Annotated in this window: 16 protein-coding genes; 8 read left to right on the top strand and 8 right to left on the bottom strand. The window is 69.5% G+C overall.

The annotated features are described in order from the left end of the window. Positions 1-14: 14 nt before the first annotated feature. The 3 genes from hpaH to AC1HFW_RS13180 are packed head-to-tail and all read right to left on the bottom strand — an operon-like array spanning position 15 to position 2,644. Entirely contained in the window at positions 15-818 is an 804-nt protein-coding gene (gene hpaH / locus AC1HFW_RS13190; RefSeq protein ID WP_479283756.1) for a 2-oxo-hept-4-ene-1,7-dioate hydratase, read from the bottom strand. Between the two features lie 27 nt (positions 819-845). Continuing rightward, on the bottom strand, positions 846-1,595 hold the full coding sequence (locus tag AC1HFW_RS13185) for a fumarylacetoacetate hydrolase family protein (protein ID WP_479283754.1): 750 nt from the start codon (positions 1,593-1,595) through the stop codon (positions 846-848). Between the two features lie 20 nt (positions 1,596-1,615). Next, complete coding sequence (locus AC1HFW_RS13180; RefSeq protein ID WP_006396060.1) at positions 1,616-2,644, bottom strand: fumarylacetoacetate hydrolase family protein; 1,029 nt, start codon at positions 2,642-2,644, stop codon at positions 1,616-1,618. Positions 2,645-2,859: 215 nt separating this feature from the next. Between AC1HFW_RS13180 and hpaE the strand changes: the two genes are divergently transcribed. After that, entirely contained in the window at positions 2,860-4,326 is a 1,467-nt protein-coding gene (gene hpaE, locus AC1HFW_RS13175; protein ID WP_479283752.1) for a 5-carboxymethyl-2-hydroxymuconate semialdehyde dehydrogenase, read from the top strand. Between the two features lie 35 nt (positions 4,327-4,361). Beyond that, positions 4,362-5,213 (top strand): 3,4-dihydroxyphenylacetate 2,3-dioxygenase, encoded by an 852-nt coding sequence (hpaD, locus tag AC1HFW_RS13170; RefSeq protein WP_116520714.1) that lies wholly within the window; start codon positions 4,362-4,364, stop codon positions 5,211-5,213. Position 5,214: 1 nt separating this feature from the next. Here the strand turns inward: hpaD and hpaR are convergent, their stop codons facing one another. After that, entirely contained in the window at positions 5,215-5,658 is a 444-nt protein-coding gene (hpaR, locus tag AC1HFW_RS13165) for a homoprotocatechuate degradation operon regulator HpaR (RefSeq protein ID WP_035361752.1), read from the bottom strand. 114 nt (positions 5,659-5,772) lie between these two features. Then, positions 5,773-6,420 carry a hypothetical protein gene (locus tag AC1HFW_RS13160; RefSeq protein WP_479283750.1) on the bottom strand — a complete coding sequence of 216 codons (648 nt, stop codon included), beginning with the start codon at positions 6,418-6,420 and terminating at the stop codon, positions 5,773-5,775. A gap of 432 nt (positions 6,421-6,852) precedes the next feature. Here AC1HFW_RS13160 and radA point away from each other — a divergent pair, with 432 nt between their 5' ends. The 3 genes from radA (at position 6,853) to AC1HFW_RS13145 (ending at position 9,445) form a co-directional block, all read left to right on the top strand. Then, positions 6,853-8,217 (top strand): DNA repair protein RadA, encoded by a 1,365-nt coding sequence (gene radA / locus AC1HFW_RS13155; RefSeq protein WP_006396055.1) that lies wholly within the window; start codon positions 6,853-6,855, stop codon positions 8,215-8,217. Between the two features lie 12 nt (positions 8,218-8,229). After that, on the top strand, positions 8,230-9,003 hold the full coding sequence (locus AC1HFW_RS13150) for a sulfite exporter TauE/SafE family protein (protein ID WP_035360593.1): 774 nt from the start codon (positions 8,230-8,232) through the stop codon (positions 9,001-9,003). Between the two features lie 202 nt (positions 9,004-9,205). Next, on the top strand, positions 9,206-9,445 hold the full coding sequence (locus AC1HFW_RS13145; RefSeq protein ID WP_006396053.1) for a hypothetical protein: 240 nt from the start codon (positions 9,206-9,208) through the stop codon (positions 9,443-9,445). A 232-nt stretch (positions 9,446-9,677) separates the two neighbouring features. On the opposite strand, the gene AC1HFW_RS13140 is transcribed toward AC1HFW_RS13145, so the two are convergent. The 3 genes from AC1HFW_RS13140 to AC1HFW_RS13130 form a co-directional block, all read right to left on the bottom strand. Next, positions 9,678-10,634 (bottom strand): 2-hydroxyacid dehydrogenase, encoded by a 957-nt coding sequence (locus tag AC1HFW_RS13140; protein WP_479283748.1) that lies wholly within the window; start codon positions 10,632-10,634, stop codon positions 9,678-9,680. A 110-nt stretch (positions 10,635-10,744) separates the two neighbouring features. Next, the gene (locus tag AC1HFW_RS13135) at positions 10,745-11,716 is read right to left on the bottom strand and encodes a Bug family tripartite tricarboxylate transporter substrate binding protein (RefSeq protein ID WP_479283746.1); all 972 of its coding nucleotides are present in this window, start codon (positions 11,714-11,716) and stop codon (positions 10,745-10,747) included. A 73-nt stretch (positions 11,717-11,789) separates the two neighbouring features. Beyond that, entirely contained in the window at positions 11,790-12,791 is a 1,002-nt protein-coding gene (locus AC1HFW_RS13130) for a Bug family tripartite tricarboxylate transporter substrate binding protein (protein ID WP_479283745.1), read from the bottom strand. A 232-nt stretch (positions 12,792-13,023) separates the two neighbouring features. Here AC1HFW_RS13130 and AC1HFW_RS13125 point away from each other — a divergent pair, with 232 nt between their 5' ends. The 3 genes from AC1HFW_RS13125 (at position 13,024) to AC1HFW_RS13115 (ending at position 15,976) form a co-directional block, all read left to right on the top strand. After that, positions 13,024-13,953, top strand: coding sequence for a dihydrodipicolinate synthase family protein (locus tag AC1HFW_RS13125; RefSeq protein ID WP_479283743.1), 930 nt, complete (start codon positions 13,024-13,026; stop codon positions 13,951-13,953). Positions 13,954-14,104: 151 nt separating this feature from the next. Next, on the top strand, positions 14,105-14,818 hold the full coding sequence (locus AC1HFW_RS13120) for a FadR/GntR family transcriptional regulator (protein WP_006396048.1): 714 nt from the start codon (positions 14,105-14,107) through the stop codon (positions 14,816-14,818). 51 nt (positions 14,819-14,869) lie between these two features. Further along, entirely contained in the window at positions 14,870-15,976 is a 1,107-nt protein-coding gene (locus AC1HFW_RS13115; protein WP_479283741.1) for an Ldh family oxidoreductase, read from the top strand. The last annotated feature ends 83 nt before the right edge of the window (positions 15,977-16,059 follow it).

Genomic DNA, 16,059 nt, shown 5'->3' with positions numbered 1-16,059 from the left:
GGGCCGCGTTGAGGTCAGATGAAGTGGCAGTTGACGGAGCCGAGCACGCCGTAGTCGACGTTGAAGGTGTCGCCGGGGCGCGCGGCCACCGGACGGGTGAAGGAACCCGACAGGATGATCTCGCCCGCTTCCAGCGCCACCTCATGCGCGGCCAGCTTGTTCGCCAGCCATACTACGCCATTGGCGGGATGGTTCAAGACGCCGGCGGCCACGCCGGTTTCCTCGATCACCGCGTTGCGCGACAGGATCGCGCCGATCCAGCGCAGGTCCAGCTCGCCGATCTTCACCGGCCGTCCGCCCATCACCACGCCGGCGTTGGCGGCGTTGTCGGCGATGGTGTCGAACACCTTGCGCGGGCGCTTGCTGTCGGGATCGATGCCGTGCGAGCGGGCATCGATGATCTCCAGCGCCGGGATCACGTATTCGACCGCGTCGTACACCTGGAACAGCGTCACGTTCGGGCCTTGCAGGCGCTTGCCCAGCACGAAGGCCAACTCCACTTCCAGCCGCGGCAGGATGAAGCGGTCGGCGGGAATGTCGCCGCCGTCCTCGAAGAACATGTCGTCCAGCAGCATGCCGAAATCGGGCTCGTCGATCTGCGACGACAGCTGCATGGCGCGCGAGGTCAGGCCGATCTTGTGGCCGCGCTTGACGCGGCCCTCGCCCAGCTTGATGTCCATCCAGGCGCGCTGGATGGCATAGGCGTCGGCGATGGTGATGTCGGGATGCTCCAGCGAGATCTGGCGGATCTGCTGGCGGCTGCGTTCGGCGTCGTGCAGGCGTGCGGCCAGGGCGCGCACGGTGGTGGTGTCGAGCATGCGAAGGTATCCAGGTAAGAAGGGGAATCAGGCGGGGTAGGGCACCAGCGTGTTGACGAGCCGGCCGATGCCGTCGATCTCGGTCACGACCTCGTCGCCCGGCTGGACGTTGACGATGCCGTCGGGGGTGCCGGTCAGGATCAGGTCGCCGGGCGACAGCGTCATGAAGCCGCTGAAGTACGCGATCAGGGCGGGGATGTCGAACACCATGTCGCGGGTGTTGCCGCGCTGGGTCTCGACGCCGTTGACGGTGGTGCGCAGGTCCAGGTTCATCGGGTCGGCGACGTCGTCGCGGTCCACCAGCCACGGCCCCAGCGGGGTGCAGGTGTCGCGGCTCTTGACGCGCAGGTTGGGGCGGTACCAGTTTTCCAGGTAGTCGCGCAGCGCGTAGTCGTTGGCCACGGTGTAGCCGGCCACGTAGTCGTAGGCCTGCTCGCGCGTCACGTTGCGGGCGGTCTTGCCGATCACCACGGCCAGCTCGCATTCGTAGTGCATGAAGCCCACGTCGGCCGGGCGCAGCGTTTGCGCGCGATGGCCGGCGAAGGTGTTGGCGGCCTTGAGAAAGCCCAGCGGTTCGGCGGGCGCCTTGAACGCCAGCTCCTTGGCGTGGTCGGCGTAGTTGATGGCCAGCGTGAAGGTGGTGCGCGGCTCGATCGGCGGCAGCCAGGTCACCGCGTCCTCGGCCAGCAGGCGGCCGTCCGCCAGGCGGATCTGGCCGTTGCCGGCGTCGGTGGCGGCGTGGATGGCGCCTTCGTAGGCGATGCGTGCGTGTTTCATGGCGGGTTCCGTGGGGCGCCTCAGGCGCCGGCGATGAGCGTGTTGCCGAGCGTGCCGACCTGGGCGATGCGGACCTCGTAGCGTTGCCCGGCGCGCGCCAGCGGCGCGTCGGCGCGGGCGCCGGCCAGCAGGATGTCGCCGGGCTCGAAGCTCATGAAGGCGGTGACGTCGGCGATCAGCCGGGCCACCGGCCGCACCAGGTCGGCGGTGCTGGCGCGCTGCGCCAGTTCGCCGTCGATCCAGACCTCGATGCCGAGCGCGTCGGGATCCGGCACCGCCGCGGCCGGCGCCAGCGCGCGGCCGATCGGGCAGAAGCCGTCGCGGCACTGCTGCTTGAGCGCGGGACGGAAGTAGCTGTCGTGCGGCGCCGACAGGTCGGCCACCACGCGATAGCCGGCCACATGGGCCAGCGCCTCGGCCTCGCTGACGCGGCTGGCGCGGCGGCCGAACACGATGCCCAGGGTGGCGCCAATGCGCACCTCGGGCACGTCGGCCGGCAGCGTGATGGCGTCGCCGTCGGCGGCATGGGTATTGGCCGGCTTGATGTACAGCACCGGCGCGCGCGGCGCGGCCTGGTAGGGCGGCGCGTTCACCGCCTCGCCCAGCGCGGCCAGCGCCTGGCGCGTATTGAGCGCGGCGCCCACCACCGTGCGCGGCAGCGCGGCGGCGCGGGCCGCCAGGTAGTCGCGATAGTTGCTGTGCTTGTAGTTGAGCACCGCGTCGGCTTCCTCGACCTGCAGCGACAGGCCCAGCGGCCGACGCGCCATTTCCGGCGCCAGCGCGTCGCGCAGCGCCTGGAACGCGCGCTCGCCCAGGGCCGCCTGCTGCGCGGCGCTGCGGCCGTGGCCGATGCGCAGCAGCACGTGGACAAAGGCATTGTCGGGATGGCCGTCGGCGATCAGGTAATCGTCGACCCGCACGGCGCGGGTGCGTGCGCCGGCCAGCGGATACAGGCTGCCGTCGCCAACGGCGGCGTCCTGCACCGCGCGCATCAGGGCGCGGGTGTCCAGGTCCAGGTTGGCGGAGTACTCAATCCAGATATGTGGCATGACATGCGTGGGACCAGCCCTCTCCGGCATATTGTTAGCATGTTAATTATCATAGTGAAAAAGCGGGGCCGCGGCAATCGCCGGCGCGCCCGCGCGACAGGGGTTTTCCGCCGTTGACAGCGCCATCGCCGGCGCATAAAGTTAACTAGTTAACTAAATTGTCGGACCGCCCGCCGCATCGGCGCCGGCCGTCCGCGAAAGGCGAGGAGACGCACGTGAGCATCAAGCACTGGATCAACGGCAAGCAGGTCGACAGCGCCGACCGCTTCACCACCTTCAACCCGGCTACTGGCGAGGCCATCGACGAGGTGGCCGCCGGCGGCCAGGCCGAGGTCGACGCCGCCGTGGCCGCCGCGGCCGACGCCTTTCCCAAGTGGGCCGGCACGCCCGCCAAGGAACGCGCGCGGCTGATGCGCCGCCTGGGCGAACTGATCGACCGCAATGTGCCGCAGCTGGCCGAGCTGGAAACGCGCGACACCGGCCTGCCGATCTCGCAGACGCGCAAGCAGCTCATCCCGCGCGCGTCCGAGAACTTCACCTTTTTCGCCGAAGTCTGCACCCGCATGAACGGCCACACCTATCCGGTGGACGACCAGATGCTGAACTACACGCTGTACCAGCCGGTCGGCGTGTGCGCGCTGGTGTCGCCGTGGAACGTGCCGTTCATGACCGCGACCTGGAAGACCGCGCCCTGCCTGGCGCTGGGCAACACCGCGGTGCTGAAGATGTCGGAACTGTCGCCGCTGACCGCCGACCAGCTCGGCCTGCTGGCCCTGGAAGCCGGCATTCCGCCCGGGGTGCTGAACGTGGTGCAGGGCCATGGCGCCACCGCCGGCGACGCGCTGGTGCGCCATCCCGGCGTGCGCGCGATCTCGTTCACCGGCGGCACCGTCACCGGCAAGAAGATCATGGCGAACGCGGGCGGCATCAAGAAGTTCTCGATGGAACTGGGCGGCAAGTCGCCGGTGCTGGTGTTCGACGACGCCGATGTCGAGCGCGCGCTGGACGCGGCGCTGTTCACCATCTTCTCGCTCAACGGCGAGCGCTGCACCGCGGGCTCGCGCATCTTCGTGCAGGAATCGATCTACGACGACTTCGTGCGCCGCTTCGCCGAGCGCGCCAACCGCCTGGCGGTGGGCGACCCGACCGACGAGGCGACCCACGTGGGCGGGATGATCACGCGCCAGCACTGGGAAAAGGTCACCGGCTACATCCGCCTGGCCGCAGAAGAGGGCGCGCGCATCCTGGCCGGCGGCGCCGATGCGCCGCAGGGCCTGCCGGCGCACCTGGCGGGCGGCCACTTCGTGCGGCCCACGGTGCTGGCCGACGTCGACAACCGCATGCGCTGCGCCCAGGAAGAGATCTTCGGCCCGGTCGCCTGCCTGATCCCGTTCAAGGACGAGGCCCACGGGCTGGCGCTGGCCAACGACGTCAAGTACGGCCTGGCTTCCTACATCTGGACCAGCGATATCGGCCGCGCGCATCGGCTGGCGCGCGGCATCGAGGCCGGCATGGTGTTCATCAACAGCCAGAACGTGCGCGACCTGCGCCAGCCGTTCGGCGGCACCAAGGAATCCGGCACCGGCCGCGAGGGCGGGGAATACAGCTACGAGGTGTTCGCCGAGATCAAGAACGTCTGCGTCTCGATGGGCAGCCACCACATCCCGAAGTGGGGCGTCTGAACCCCGCCCGGCACGACAACAAGGAGACACGCATCATGGGCAAGCTCGCGCTGGCGGCCAAGGTAACGCATGTGCCGTCCATGTACCTTTCCGAAATGCCCGGCCGCCACCATGGCTGCCGCGAAGCCGCGATCCAGGGGCACCGCGCCATCGGCCAGCGTTGCCGCGACCTGGACGTGGACACGCTGGTGGTGCTGGACGTGCACTGGCTGGTGAATGGCGGCTATCACGTCAACTGCCACGATCGCTTCGCCGGCCGCTACACCAGCAACGAGCTGCCGCACTTCATCAAGGACATGGACTATGCCTACCGCGGCGATCCGGCGCTGGGCCGGCGCATCGCCGAGTGCGCCAGCGCCGCCGGCGTGGCCACCCGGGCCCACGAGATCGCCAGCCTGGAGCTCGAGTACGGCACGCTGGTGCCGATGCGCTACATGAATGGCGACGACCGCTTCAAGGTGGTGTCGGTGGCGGCCTGGTGCGCCTGGCATTCCCTGGACGACAGCCGCCGCTTCGGCGCGGCGCTGCGCCAGGCCATCGAAGAGAGCGACAGCCGCGTCGCGGTACTGGCCAGCGGATCGCTGTCGCACCGTTTCAACGACAACGGCAGCCCCGAGGCCGCCATGCACCAGATCAGCCGCGAGTTCTACCGCCAGGTCGACCTGCGGGTGGTGGACCTGTGGCGCCAGGGCGACTGGAAAACGTTCTGCGCCATGCTGCCGGAATACGCCGACCTGTGCGTGGGCGAGGGCGGCATGCACGACACCGCCATGTTGCTGGGGCTGCTGGGCTGGGACGCCTACGACCGGCCGGCCGAGATCGTCACGGACTACTTCACCAGTTCGGGCACGGGCCAGATCAACGCAATCCTGCCCGTGCCGGACTGATTCATTCGGCCGGATCGCGCTTGATCAGGTCGACCATCGCGTCGACGTCGGCGTACAGGCGGTCGAGCAATTCCTTGCCGATCCGGTCCTCGATTTCCTGGTACTTGGCATCGACCTGCGGCCGCATGCGGTCGATCAGCTTGTTGCTCTTGGGCGTCAGCGAGATTTCCTGGCGCCGTTGATCCGCGTTCGAGCGAACCCGCTTGATCAGTCCCTGTTCTTCCATGCCGGCCAGCATGCGGGTCAGGCTGGGGCTGAGGATCTGGCAGCTGCGGGCGATCTGGTTCGGTTCCATCGCGCCGACTTCGCTCAGCGTGCGCAACACCCGCCATTGCTGTTCGGTGACGCCGGCCGCGTGCAGGATCGGGCGGAAGTGCGCCATCAGGGTTTCACGCGCGTAAAGCAGCAGGTGGGGGAGGTTGCGGTGGTGGAAGCTCGGACTCATGTTGGCCATGTTAGCAAGAAGCCGATCAGTTTCTGACCGGATCTCGGGGGTATCAACGTCCAGGCCCGCAACGAAGGCGGGCCTGGACGGGTAAAACGGAAAGCGGAAACGGGGTCAGGACGCGGGGTTCTGCTGCGCCAGTTCCTGCAGATCGTCGGGCAGGGTCAGGTCGGGGGCGCCTTGCTGCAAATCGCGCAGCGCCGTCACGGCCTCTTCCTGCTGATCGTCCTGCATCAGCGCGCGGATGTGCGCCACGCGGGCCTCGATGTCCTGCTCGCTGAAGGCCACGGGTTCGCTGCTGGCGGCCTCGGCCGGCTGTTCGGCGGTGGCCGTGGCGGTGGCCGGCGCGGCCTCCGCGGTCGCCTGCTGGGCAGGGACGGCGGCGGGCGTGTCGGCGGGCGTCTGCACCGCGGCGCGCTGCACCGGAGCCTGCGCCGGCTGCGGCGCGGGCGCTTCGGCGACCGCGGGCCGCGGCGCCGGGCTGCGTTCGATGCTGATGGCCGGCTCATGCGACACGGCCAGTTGCGGCGTCATGTCGGTCATCTCGGCGCTTTCACGCATGTCGGTCCAGGCGAACAGGCCGGCGACCAGCGCCGCGCAGGCGGCGGCGGCCCAGCCCGGGTGCCAGCTGCGGCCGGGATGCCAGGTGCGGCGCACCGCCGCATCCAGTTCGGGGCTGCCGCCGGCCCTGGGCTTGCGATACAGGGCGCGCAAATCCAGTTCGTCGTCTTCGTCGAAGGGGGGGCGATAGGTAATGCTCATGCGCGTACTCCTCGCGCATACGCCTGGTGGCAAGGCGTATCCGCGTCTGACCTTAGCCTGTGCCGCGCCGGTGGTCCGGCGGTCTCGTCCAGGGGCGGGTCGTGTTCCGGTTTAGGTGGCCGTGTCTGCGGCCCATGCGTCTTGCGATGCGCCGCGATTCCCGTCGTGCCGTCCTGGCGGGCGGCGGCGCCGGGTATGCCGCCAAATAACCGACGGTTCAACATTGCGCATCACCCGGTGATTATGCGCGATTTGCAGAAATCTGCCAGCGAATTTCTTCTGTTTGCATGGTGTAACTGTGACGCGTCCCTGTTTATGCAAGCGAATTGAAAGCTGGCTGCACCAGGGCGGGGCAAAACCGGCCCGTTGCGCGCGCCGCGCCGACGCGCCGGTGGCTCCCGGGCGCCGCCGTGTGCCGGTAAACTTGCGCCCATGGCCAAAACCCGAACCGTCTATGTGTGCGCCGAATGCGGCGGCACCACCCCGAAGTGGCAAGGCAAGTGTCCGCACTGCAACGCCTGGAACACCCTGGAAGAAACCGTGGAGTCGGCCGCGCCGGCCGCCGCGGCCTCGCACCGCTACGCGCCGCTGGCCTCCAGCAGCCCCGTGCGCAGCCTGTCCGAGATCGAGGCGCGTGAAACGCCGCGCACCCCCACCGGGCTGGAGGAGTTCGACCGCGTGCTGGGCGGCGGCCTGGTGGCCGGCGCCGTGGTGCTGATCGGCGGCGACCCCGGCATCGGCAAGTCGACCCTGCTGCTGCAGGCGCTGGCCTCGCTGTCGGAAAGCACCAACGTCCTGTACGTCACCGGCGAGGAATCGGCCGAGCAGGTGGCGCTGCGCGCGCGCCGGCTGGGGTTGCAGACCGGCAACGTCAACCTGCTGGCGGAAATCCGCCTGGAGGCGATCCAGGCCGCGGTGTCCGAGCAGAAGCCCAGCGTGGCGGTCATCGATTCGATCCAGACCCTCTACAGCGGCGAGCTGACCGCCGCGCCCGGCTCGGTGTCGCAGGTGCGCGAATGCGCCGCGCAGCTGACGCGCCTGGCCAAGCAGACCGGCATCGCCATCGTCATGATCGGCCACGTCACCAAGGACGGCGCGCTGGCCGGCCCGCGCGTGCTCGAGCACATCGTCGACACGGTGCTGTATTTCGAGGGCGACACGCATTCGTCGTTCCGCCTGGTGCGGGCCTTCAAGAACCGCTTCGGCGCGGTCAACGAGTTGGGCGTGTTCGCCATGACCGACCGCGGCCTGCGGGGCGTGGCCAACCCGTCGGCGCTGTTCCTGTCGCAGCACGAGCAGCAGGTGGCCGGCTCCTGCGTGATGGCCACGCAGGAGGGCACGCGCCCGCTGCTGGTCGAGATCCAGGCGCTGGTGGACAGTTCCCACGCGCCCAACCCGCGCCGCCTGACGGTCGGCCTGGAGGGCAACCGCCTGGCGATGCTGCTGGCGGTGCTGCACCGCCATGCCGGCGTCTCGACCTTCGACCAGGACGTGTTCGTCAACGCCGTGGGCGGGGTGCGCATCACCGAGCCCGCCGCCGACCTGCCGGTGCTGCTGGCCATCATGTCGTCCCTGCGCGACCGGCCCCTGCCGCGCGGCCTGATCGCCTTCGGCGAAGTCGGCCTGGCGGGCGAGATCCGGCCCGCGCCGCGCGGCCAGGAACGCCTGCGCGAAGCCGCCAAGCTGGGCTTCTCGATCGCGCTGATTCCCAAGGCCAACGCGCCGCGCCAGCCCATCGAGGGGCTGGAGATCTGGGCGGTCGACCGGCTCGACGCCGCGCTCGACAAGCTGCGCTGACGGGAGCCCCACGTGAGTGTGTTGCTGATCGCCCTGTGCCTGGGCGCGGGGTGTCTTATCGGTTTCATGGGCGGCGTGCTCGGCATCGGTGGCGGCATGATCGCGATTCCGGCGCTGGTGCTGCTGATGGGCATGTCGCAGCAGCTGGCGCAGGGCACCGCGCTGATCATGGTGCTGCCGACCATCATGATGGCGGTGCGCAAGTACAACCAGCAGACCCGCATCGACCGCCGCGTGGCGCTGGCCGGCGCGGGCGGCGCGGTGGTGTTCACCTGGGTCGGCGCGCGGCTGGCGCTGGGCATCGATTCGGGCGTGCTGCGCCTGAGCTTCGCCGTGTTCCTGTTCTTCATCGCGCTGTTCTACGCCTGGCAGACCTGGCGCGCCGGCCGTGCCCGGCGCGCGCCCACGGCCAGCGGCAACGCCCCGGTGTTCACGCCGCGCCGCGCCACCGCGCTGGGCGTGCTGTGCGGCACGCTGGGCGGCTTCTTCGGCGTGGGCGGCGCGGTGCTGGCGGTGCCCATCATCACCACGGTGTTCCGGCTGCCGCAGACCACCGCGCAGGCGTTGGCCCTGTGCATGGTGATCCCGGGCTCGGCGGTGGCGCTGGCAACGTACTCGTGGGCCGGCCAGGCCGACTGGCTGGTGGGCCTGCCGCTGGCGGCGGGCAGCCTGCTGTTCGTGCCGGTCGGCGTGCGGCTGGCCTATCGCTTGCCTGAACGCAAGCTGAGAGCCAGCTTCGCGGCGATGCTGTTCGCCACCGTGGCGTTGCTGATATTTGAAAGCTGAGCCCCGCGGCGCGGGAGTCGATTGTCACGATCCCATGACGAAGCGTTAACGTCGGAAAGGACGCGAAAATTCCGCGCATCGGGCTGAACCTTCGGCGGGGCGCGGGTTCCAACGGAGTACGGGTCATGCGGCGATGTTGCCGCCCCGTGTCGGAAAGGCCGGAGGGGCAGCCCTCGGGTCTTCACCATTAGGAGTTCATGTAATGACGACTCACTCCCGTATCGCTGCGTTCCTGTCCACTTCGGCCTTGTGCCTCGGTCTCGCTGCCGCGCCTTCGGCGTTCGCGGCAGGCGCCGATGCCACGACCAAGTCGGGCGATACCAAGACCCAGGCGCAGCACAAGCATCACAAGTCCGACAAGACGTCCGCCAAACAGGGCACCGAGAAATCGGGCGCCTCCAAGATGGACAAATCGGGTGCCGCCACGGCGCCCGCGAAGTAAGGCAGTCACGCAGCACCGGGCCGCGAGGTCCAGTAGTTCCTTTGCACGGTGGACGGGTCTTCGGGCCTGAAAGCCGAAAGCCTCTCGGTATGGGCGCCGAGAGGCTTTTTCGTTTGTGCTGCCTGCGTATGTGCTGCCTGCGTATGTGCTGCCTGGGTTTGCGTTGCCAGTATTCGTCGTGCCGCTTGCGCGGGAGCTGACGGCGCTGGCCGCGCCGCCGTTCCCGCCCGCGTCACTCCACCGGCGTGATCACGCGGCCGGTGTCGAAATACGCCGCCAGGTTCTCCAGCATCAGGTCTTCCATCGACTGGCGCGTTTCCAGCGTGGCGCTGCCGATGTGCGGCAGCAGCACGGCCTGGTCGCTCTTGATCAGCGCCTCGGGCACCTTGGGCTCGTGCTCGAACACGTCGAGCGCGGCGCAGCCGAGCTTGCCGGCTTCCAGTGCGGCCACCAGCGCCGCCTCGTCGATGACCGGACCGCGCGCGATGTTGACGATGATGCCGCGCGGGCCCAGCGCTTCCAGCACTTCGCGGTTGACCAGGTGGCGCGTGGCGGGGCCGCCCACGGTGGCCACGATCAGGAAGTCGGCCCAGGCCGCCAGGTCGGTCAGCGAGGCCTCGTAGCCGTAGTCGATGTCGTCGCGCTTCCTGCGGTTGTGATAACGCACCTGCATGTCGAAGCCGATGCCGCGGCGGGCGATGGCCTCGCCGATGCGGCCCAGGCCCACGATGCCGAGCTTCTTGCCGCTGACGCGCTGGCCCAGCGGAATGCTGCCGTGCACCTGGCCCCACTGGCCGGCGCGCACGAAGCGTTCGCCCTGGCCCATGCGGCGGGCGCCGGCGATCAGCAGGCCCCACGCCAGGTCCGCCACGCAATCGGTCAGCACGTCGGGCGTGTTGCTGACCTGCACGCCGCGCGCATGCGCCGCCTGTACGTCGATGGTCTCGTAGCCCACGCCCCAGCTGCAGATGGCCTTCAGGTCGGGCAGGGCGTTGATGAGTTCGGCGTTGGCGCAGAAGTTGGCCGAGGTGACGACGGCGGTGACGCCCTTGCCCAGTTCGGCCAGGGCGGCCTTGCGATCCGGCTGCTTCCAGAGCTCGATGACGTCGTAGCGCTCGGCGAGGCGCTGGTTGGCGGAGGGCGAGCCGGCCAGCGAGCCGACCTGGATGATGCGATGCTTGGTGGTCATGTTGTCGTACAGGTGGGTGGCGAAACCTTCATGCTACTTGATCCGGCCTTGAATCCGGCTGAGAGGGCGCGGGCCGCGGGGGCATCCCCGGGCCGCACCGCCTGGCGGCCTTATTCCAGCTGGATGTCGGCCTTCTGGATCACGTCCTTCCAGCGCTTGACCTCGGCCTGCTGGAACGCGCTGAACTGCTGCGGCGTGTTGGCCACCACCTCGAAGCCCAGCCCCTGCAGCGTCTTCTCGGTCTGCGGATCGCGCAGCGCGGTCTGCAGCGCCTGGGTCAGCTGCTGCACCACGGCCGGCGGCGTGCCCTTGGGCACGGCGAAGCCCTGCCACGAATACACCACCATGTCCTTGATGCCGGCCTCGGCCAGCGTCGGCACGTCGGGCAGGTCCGCCGCGCGCGCCTCGCCGGTGATGGCCAGCGCCTTGAGCTTGCCGGCCTTGATGTGGGTCTGCACCGCGCCCAGGTTCTGGAACGACACGTTGACCTGCCCGCCCATCAGGTCGGCGATGGCGGCGCCGCCGCCGCGGTACGGCACGTCCACGCCCGAGGTCTGGGTGCGCTGGCGGAACATCACCGCCGACAAGTGGTCGGACGAACCCGTGCCCGACGAGGCGTACGACACCTTGCCGGGATTCTTGTTGGCGTAGTCGACCAGCTCGGCCACCGTGTTGGCCGGGAACGATGGCGAGGCCACCAGCACGTTGGGGTTGCGCACCGCCTGGGTCAGGTACTCGAAGTCCTTGCTCGGGTTGTACGAGAGGGTCTTGTACAGCGCCTCGTTGATGGCGAAGGTGCCGATCGAGCCCACCATCATGGTGTAGCCGTCCGGCGTGGCGCGGGCCAGCGCCTGCGCGCCGATGGCGCTGTTGGCGCCCGGCTTGTTCTCGACCACGAAGGTCTGGCCCAGCGCCTTGGTCAGCCCCGGCGTGACGCTGCGCGCCGTGATGTCGGACGAGCCGCCCGGCACGAACGGCACGATCATCGTGACGGGCTTGGTGGGATAGCCGGCGGCGTGGACCGCCGGCCCGGCAAGCAGCGCGGCGGCGGACAGCGCGATCGCGCCCATCGATTTGTTCATGGTGTCTCCTGGTTCGCGTGATGATGAAGAACCCGGCGCCCACGCGTGGCGGCCGGATCCGGATCGGCGCGGGTCAGTCGACCTTGGCGCCCGATTGCTTCACGACCGCGGCCCATTTGACGGTTTCCCGCGCCATGAACTGGGTGAACTGCGCCGGCGTATTGCCCGACGGCGTGGCGCCCTGGGCCTGCAGCTGTTCGCGCACCGGCGCCTGCTGCAGCGCCGCGGCGACATCGCGCTGGATCTTGTCGACGATTGCCGGCGGCGTGCCGGCCGGAGCCAGCAAGCCGAACCAGCTGGAGGCTTCGTAGCCCGTCACGCCGGCCTCGGCCAGCGTCGGCACGTCCGGCAGCGCCGGCGAGCGCGTGGCGGTGGTGACCGCCAGCGGCCGCAGCTTGCCGCTCTTGATGAAGCCCATCGACGACGGCAGGTTGTCGAAGATCAGGTCGGAGGAGCCCGCCATCACGTCGGTCAACGCGGGGCTGCTGCCCTTGTAGGGCACGTGGGTCATGCGCGTGCCGGTCATGGCCTGGAACAGTTCGCCCGACAGGTGGGTCGACGTGCCGTTGCCGGTCGAGGCCATGTTGACGTTGCCGGGGTTGGCCTTCAGGTACTTGATCAGGTCCGCCACGTTGCGGATGCCGTGCTTGTCGGCGAAGCCGGGATTCAGCTCGAGCACGTTGGGCACGGGTATCACCAGCGTGACTGGGGTGAAGTCCTTGACCGGATCGTAGGGCAGCTTGGCGTAGACGGACTGGTTGATGGCGTGGGTGCTGACGGTGCCCATCAGCAGCGTGTAGCCGTCGGCGGTGGCGCGGGCCGCCTCGGCGGTGCCGACGTTGCCGCCCGCGCCCGCCTTGTTGTCCACCACCACCGCCTTGCCCCAGGCCTTGCCCAGCTCGGCCGCCACCACGCGCGCGGCGATGTCGGCGGTGCCGCCGGCGGGGAAGGGCACGATGATCCTGACGTCGCGCGCCGGGTAGTCGGCGGCGCGCGCGGCGCCGCTGGGCAGCAGGGCGGCCGCGGCCAGACAGGCGGCTAGGGCCAGGCGGCCTCGCAAGGGGGCTGCAAGCATGGAAGTCGTCTCCTCGTGTGCGCGTGGCCGCGCATCGTTTGTGGGGGTGTTCCTGCCGGGACGGGCCCGGGACTGAATGCTGCCGGCGTCTGTCGCGCCTTGCCGTCGTGCTAGCGATGACTTGTAAAACGAATATAGGTATTGAGGGTCTACTTGTCAACCAAGTATACTTTTTACGCATCACTCATCTAACAACTGGATTCCGCGCCGGAATCCGCCAGGAGACTCCGCCATGAAAACCTCCCCGGTCACCGTCCAGGACCTGCAGCGTTCCGTCATCGCGGTGCCGCCGCTGGCGCGTCATGCGGACCTGTCCCTGAACGAGGGCGCCAACCAGAAACTGCTGCGGCACCTGGAGGTGGGCGGCGTGCGCAACGTGATGTACGGCGGCAACGCCAACTTCTACAACGTCGGCGTGGGCGAGTACGCCCGCATCGTCGACATGCTGGCCGCGCTGGCCGGGCCGGACACCTGGATCCTGCCGTCGGTCGGCCCCGATTTCGGCAAGATGATGGACCAGGCCGCGCTGCTGCGTTCGCGCGCCTTCCCCACCGCGATGCTGTTGCCGATGTCGTTTCCGTACACCGACGCCGGCCTGGCCGATGGCGTGCGCCGCTTCACCGACGCACTAGGCAAGCCCGCGGTGGTCTACATCAAGTCCGCCGATTACCTGGCGCCGGCCACGGCCGCGCGCCTGGTCGAGGAGGGCCGCATCGTCGCCTTCAAGTACGCGGTGGTGCGCGAGGAACCCGCGCGCGACGCCTACCTGTCGTCGCTCCTGCGGCAGGTGGACGCCAACCGCGTGGTCAGCGGCATCGGCGAACGGCCGGCCATCGTCCACTACCGCGACTTCGGCCTGAAGAGCTTCACGTCCGGTTCGGTCTGCGTCGCCCCGCGCGGCTCGATGCGCCTGCTGCACCTGCTCAAGGAAGGCCGCTACGACGAGGCCGAAAGCGTGCGCGCGAACTACCTGGGCCTGGAGGATTGCCGCGACGCGATCAGCCCGATCCGAGTGCTGCACGACGCCGTGACCCTGTCCGGCGTGGCCGACATGGGCCCGATGCTGCCGCTGCTGACCGGCATCTCCAGCGCCGAGCGCGAACGGGTCGCGCCGGTGGCGCGCGCGCTGGCCGAATGGGACCGCGAGACCGCCGCGGCCTGATGGCCGAGCTTGCGGCATTGACGGTACGATGAGCGCTGTCAACCCGCCTGTGCGACGTTCCTTCCAGTGTGAACAGGCCTTAGGAGGTTTCGTGGCCCGACCCAAAGCATCGCCCCCGTCCGCGCCGTCCGCATCCGCCGAGCCGGATGCCATGGGCGCGCTGGTGCTGGAACGCGGCCACCGAGTGCGGCTGGCAGACCAGTTGTATGGCCAGATCTTCGAGCAGATCGTCGCCGGCAATCTCAATGTCGGCGACAAGCTGCCTTCCGAGAACGAGATCTCCGAGCGCTTCGGCGTGTCGCGGCCGGTGGTGCGCGAGGCGCTGCTGCGCCTGCGCGCCGACGGCCTCATCACCGCGCACCAGGGCCTGGGCACCTTCGTCAGCCACCAGCCGGCGCCGCGCCTGACGGCCTTCAGCGACGTCGGCAACGTTGGCGCCTATCTGCGCGCGCAGGAACTGCGCGTCGCGCTCGAAGGCGATGCCGCGCGGCTGGCCGCGCTGCGCCGCACCGACGAGCAGCTGCAGAAGATCGAGGCCGCGCACGCGGCGTTCGCCGACAGCCTGGCGCGCGGCCAGATGTCGGCCGAGGCCGACCTGGCGTTCCATGCCAGCATCACCGAGGCCACCGGCAACGACTTCTATCTCGGGGTGCTGGAAAGCATCCACGAGTCCATCAACGGCTTCATGCGGCTGACGCTCAACCTGACCCGCACCGGGTCGCGCCAGCGCGCCCAGCGCGTCCTGGACGAACACACCACCATCCTCGAGGCGATCCGCGCCCAGGACGGCGAGCGCGCCCGGGTCGCCATGCAATTCCATCTGGGCCAGGCGCGCCACCGGCTGGTCGACCGCGAACGCGATTGACCGGCCCGCGCGCCGTCCGGGCCTCACATTGGCAACAGCAGGAGAGATCGAGTGCAAGGCAATGGTTCGGCAGGGACAGCGGCATCGGCGGGGCGGGTGCGCGAGCAGATTCTGACGGTGTTGCAGGCCTGGGGCATGGCGCCCGACCTGGCCGCCATCACCGCCGGCCTGATGGCCGAGACGGATCTGCTGGGAATCGACTCGCACGGCATCTCGATGCTGCCGGCCTATGAGGAGAAATGGCGCGCGGGCTCGCTCAAGCTCGACGCGCGGCCGCGCGTGGTGCGCGACGGCGGCGCCAGCGCGCTGCTGGACGGCATGGGCGGACTGGGCTATCCGGTGTCGGCGCAGGCCATGAACCTGGCCGTCGACAAGGCGCTGGAACATGGCGTGGGCGCGGTGTCGGTCTGCAATTCGCATCACTTCGGCGCGGCCGGCGTCTATGCCCGCATCGCCGTCGAGCGCGGCGTGGTCGGGCTGGTGACCAGCAGCGCCAACGGCGTCATCATGGTGCCCACGCGCGGCGCCATGCCCATGCTGGGCACCAACCCCATCGCCTTCGGCGCGCCGGCCGCCCACAACGAGCCGTTCGTGCTCGACATGGCCACCACCACGGTGGCGGCCAACAAGGTCAAGGTCTACGACTTTCTCGGCAAGCCGCTGCCGCCGGGCTGGGCGGTGGACGGGCAGGGCGCGCCGGTCACCGCGGCCGACGCCGCCATGCAGTTCATCTTCAAGCATCCCCAGGGCGGGCTGACGCCGCTGGGCGGCACGCCGGCCATGAGCAGCCACAAGGGCTACGGCCTGGCGATGATGGCGCAGATCCTGGGCGGCACGCTCAGCGGCAGCGCGCTGGCGGCGCGCCGCAACGTCACGCGGCGTCCTGGCGAGCCGGACGACGTCGGCCATTTCTTCCTGGCGCTCAATCCCGACGCCTTCCGCGCCAGCGGTTCGTTCGAGTCGGACATGGACGACCTGATCGACACGCTGCACGACACGCCGCCCGCGCGGCCCGACGAGCCGGTGCTGGTGGCCGGCGAACCCGAGGCCGCCGAGCGCGCGCGCCGCCGCGAGCAGGGCATTCCGATCTCCGCGGCGCTGGCGACGCGCCTGCGCGAGATCTGCGAGCGCGCCGCGGTGCCTTATCTGCTGGACTGAGTCACCGGTCCGGTCGCATGACGTTTTTCCCGCCGCGCGGGCCTGCCCGCGCGGTGATCCACCGACCCGGCCACCGGGCGACA

It is taken from the genome of Achromobacter sp. ISS7 (assembly GCF_056523125.1).
The sequence above is the reverse complement of the archived record's forward strand: the minus strand, read 5'-3'. Positions and strand labels throughout refer to the sequence as shown.

Bases quoted from the DNA above. Each gene is read 5' to 3' on its own strand.
- hpaD (WP_116520714.1), top strand. From the start codon at position 4,362: ATGGGCAAGCTCGCGCTGGCGGCCAAGGTAACGCATGTGCCGTCCATG.
- hpaR (WP_035361752.1), bottom strand. From the start codon at position 5,658: ATGAGTCCGAGCTTCCACCACCGCAACCTCCCCCACCTGCTGCTTTAC.
- AC1HFW_RS13120 (WP_006396048.1), top strand. From the start codon at position 14,105: ATGGGCGCGCTGGTGCTGGAACGCGGCCACCGAGTGCGGCTGGCAGAC.
- AC1HFW_RS13160 (WP_479283750.1), bottom strand. From the start codon at position 6,420: ATGAGCATTACCTATCGCCCCCCCTTCGACGAAGACGACGAACTGGAT.
- AC1HFW_RS13185 (WP_479283754.1), bottom strand. From the start codon at position 1,595: ATGAAACACGCACGCATCGCCTACGAAGGCGCCATCCACGCCGCCACC.
- AC1HFW_RS13140 (WP_479283748.1), bottom strand. From the start codon at position 10,634: ATGACCACCAAGCATCGCATCATCCAGGTCGGCTCGCTGGCCGGCTCG.
- AC1HFW_RS13130 (WP_479283745.1), bottom strand. From the start codon at position 12,791: ATGCTTGCAGCCCCCTTGCGAGGCCGCCTGGCCCTAGCCGCCTGTCTG.
- AC1HFW_RS13145 (WP_006396053.1), top strand. From the start codon at position 9,206: ATGACGACTCACTCCCGTATCGCTGCGTTCCTGTCCACTTCGGCCTTG.
- AC1HFW_RS13125 (WP_479283743.1), top strand. From the start codon at position 13,024: ATGAAAACCTCCCCGGTCACCGTCCAGGACCTGCAGCGTTCCGTCATC.
- hpaH (WP_479283756.1), bottom strand. From the start codon at position 818: ATGCTCGACACCACCACCGTGCGCGCCCTGGCCGCACGCCTGCACGAC.
- AC1HFW_RS13135 (WP_479283746.1), bottom strand. From the start codon at position 11,716: ATGAACAAATCGATGGGCGCGATCGCGCTGTCCGCCGCCGCGCTGCTT.
- AC1HFW_RS13180 (WP_006396060.1), bottom strand. From the start codon at position 2,644: ATGCCACATATCTGGATTGAGTACTCCGCCAACCTGGACCTGGACACC.
- radA (WP_006396055.1), top strand. From the start codon at position 6,853: ATGGCCAAAACCCGAACCGTCTATGTGTGCGCCGAATGCGGCGGCACC.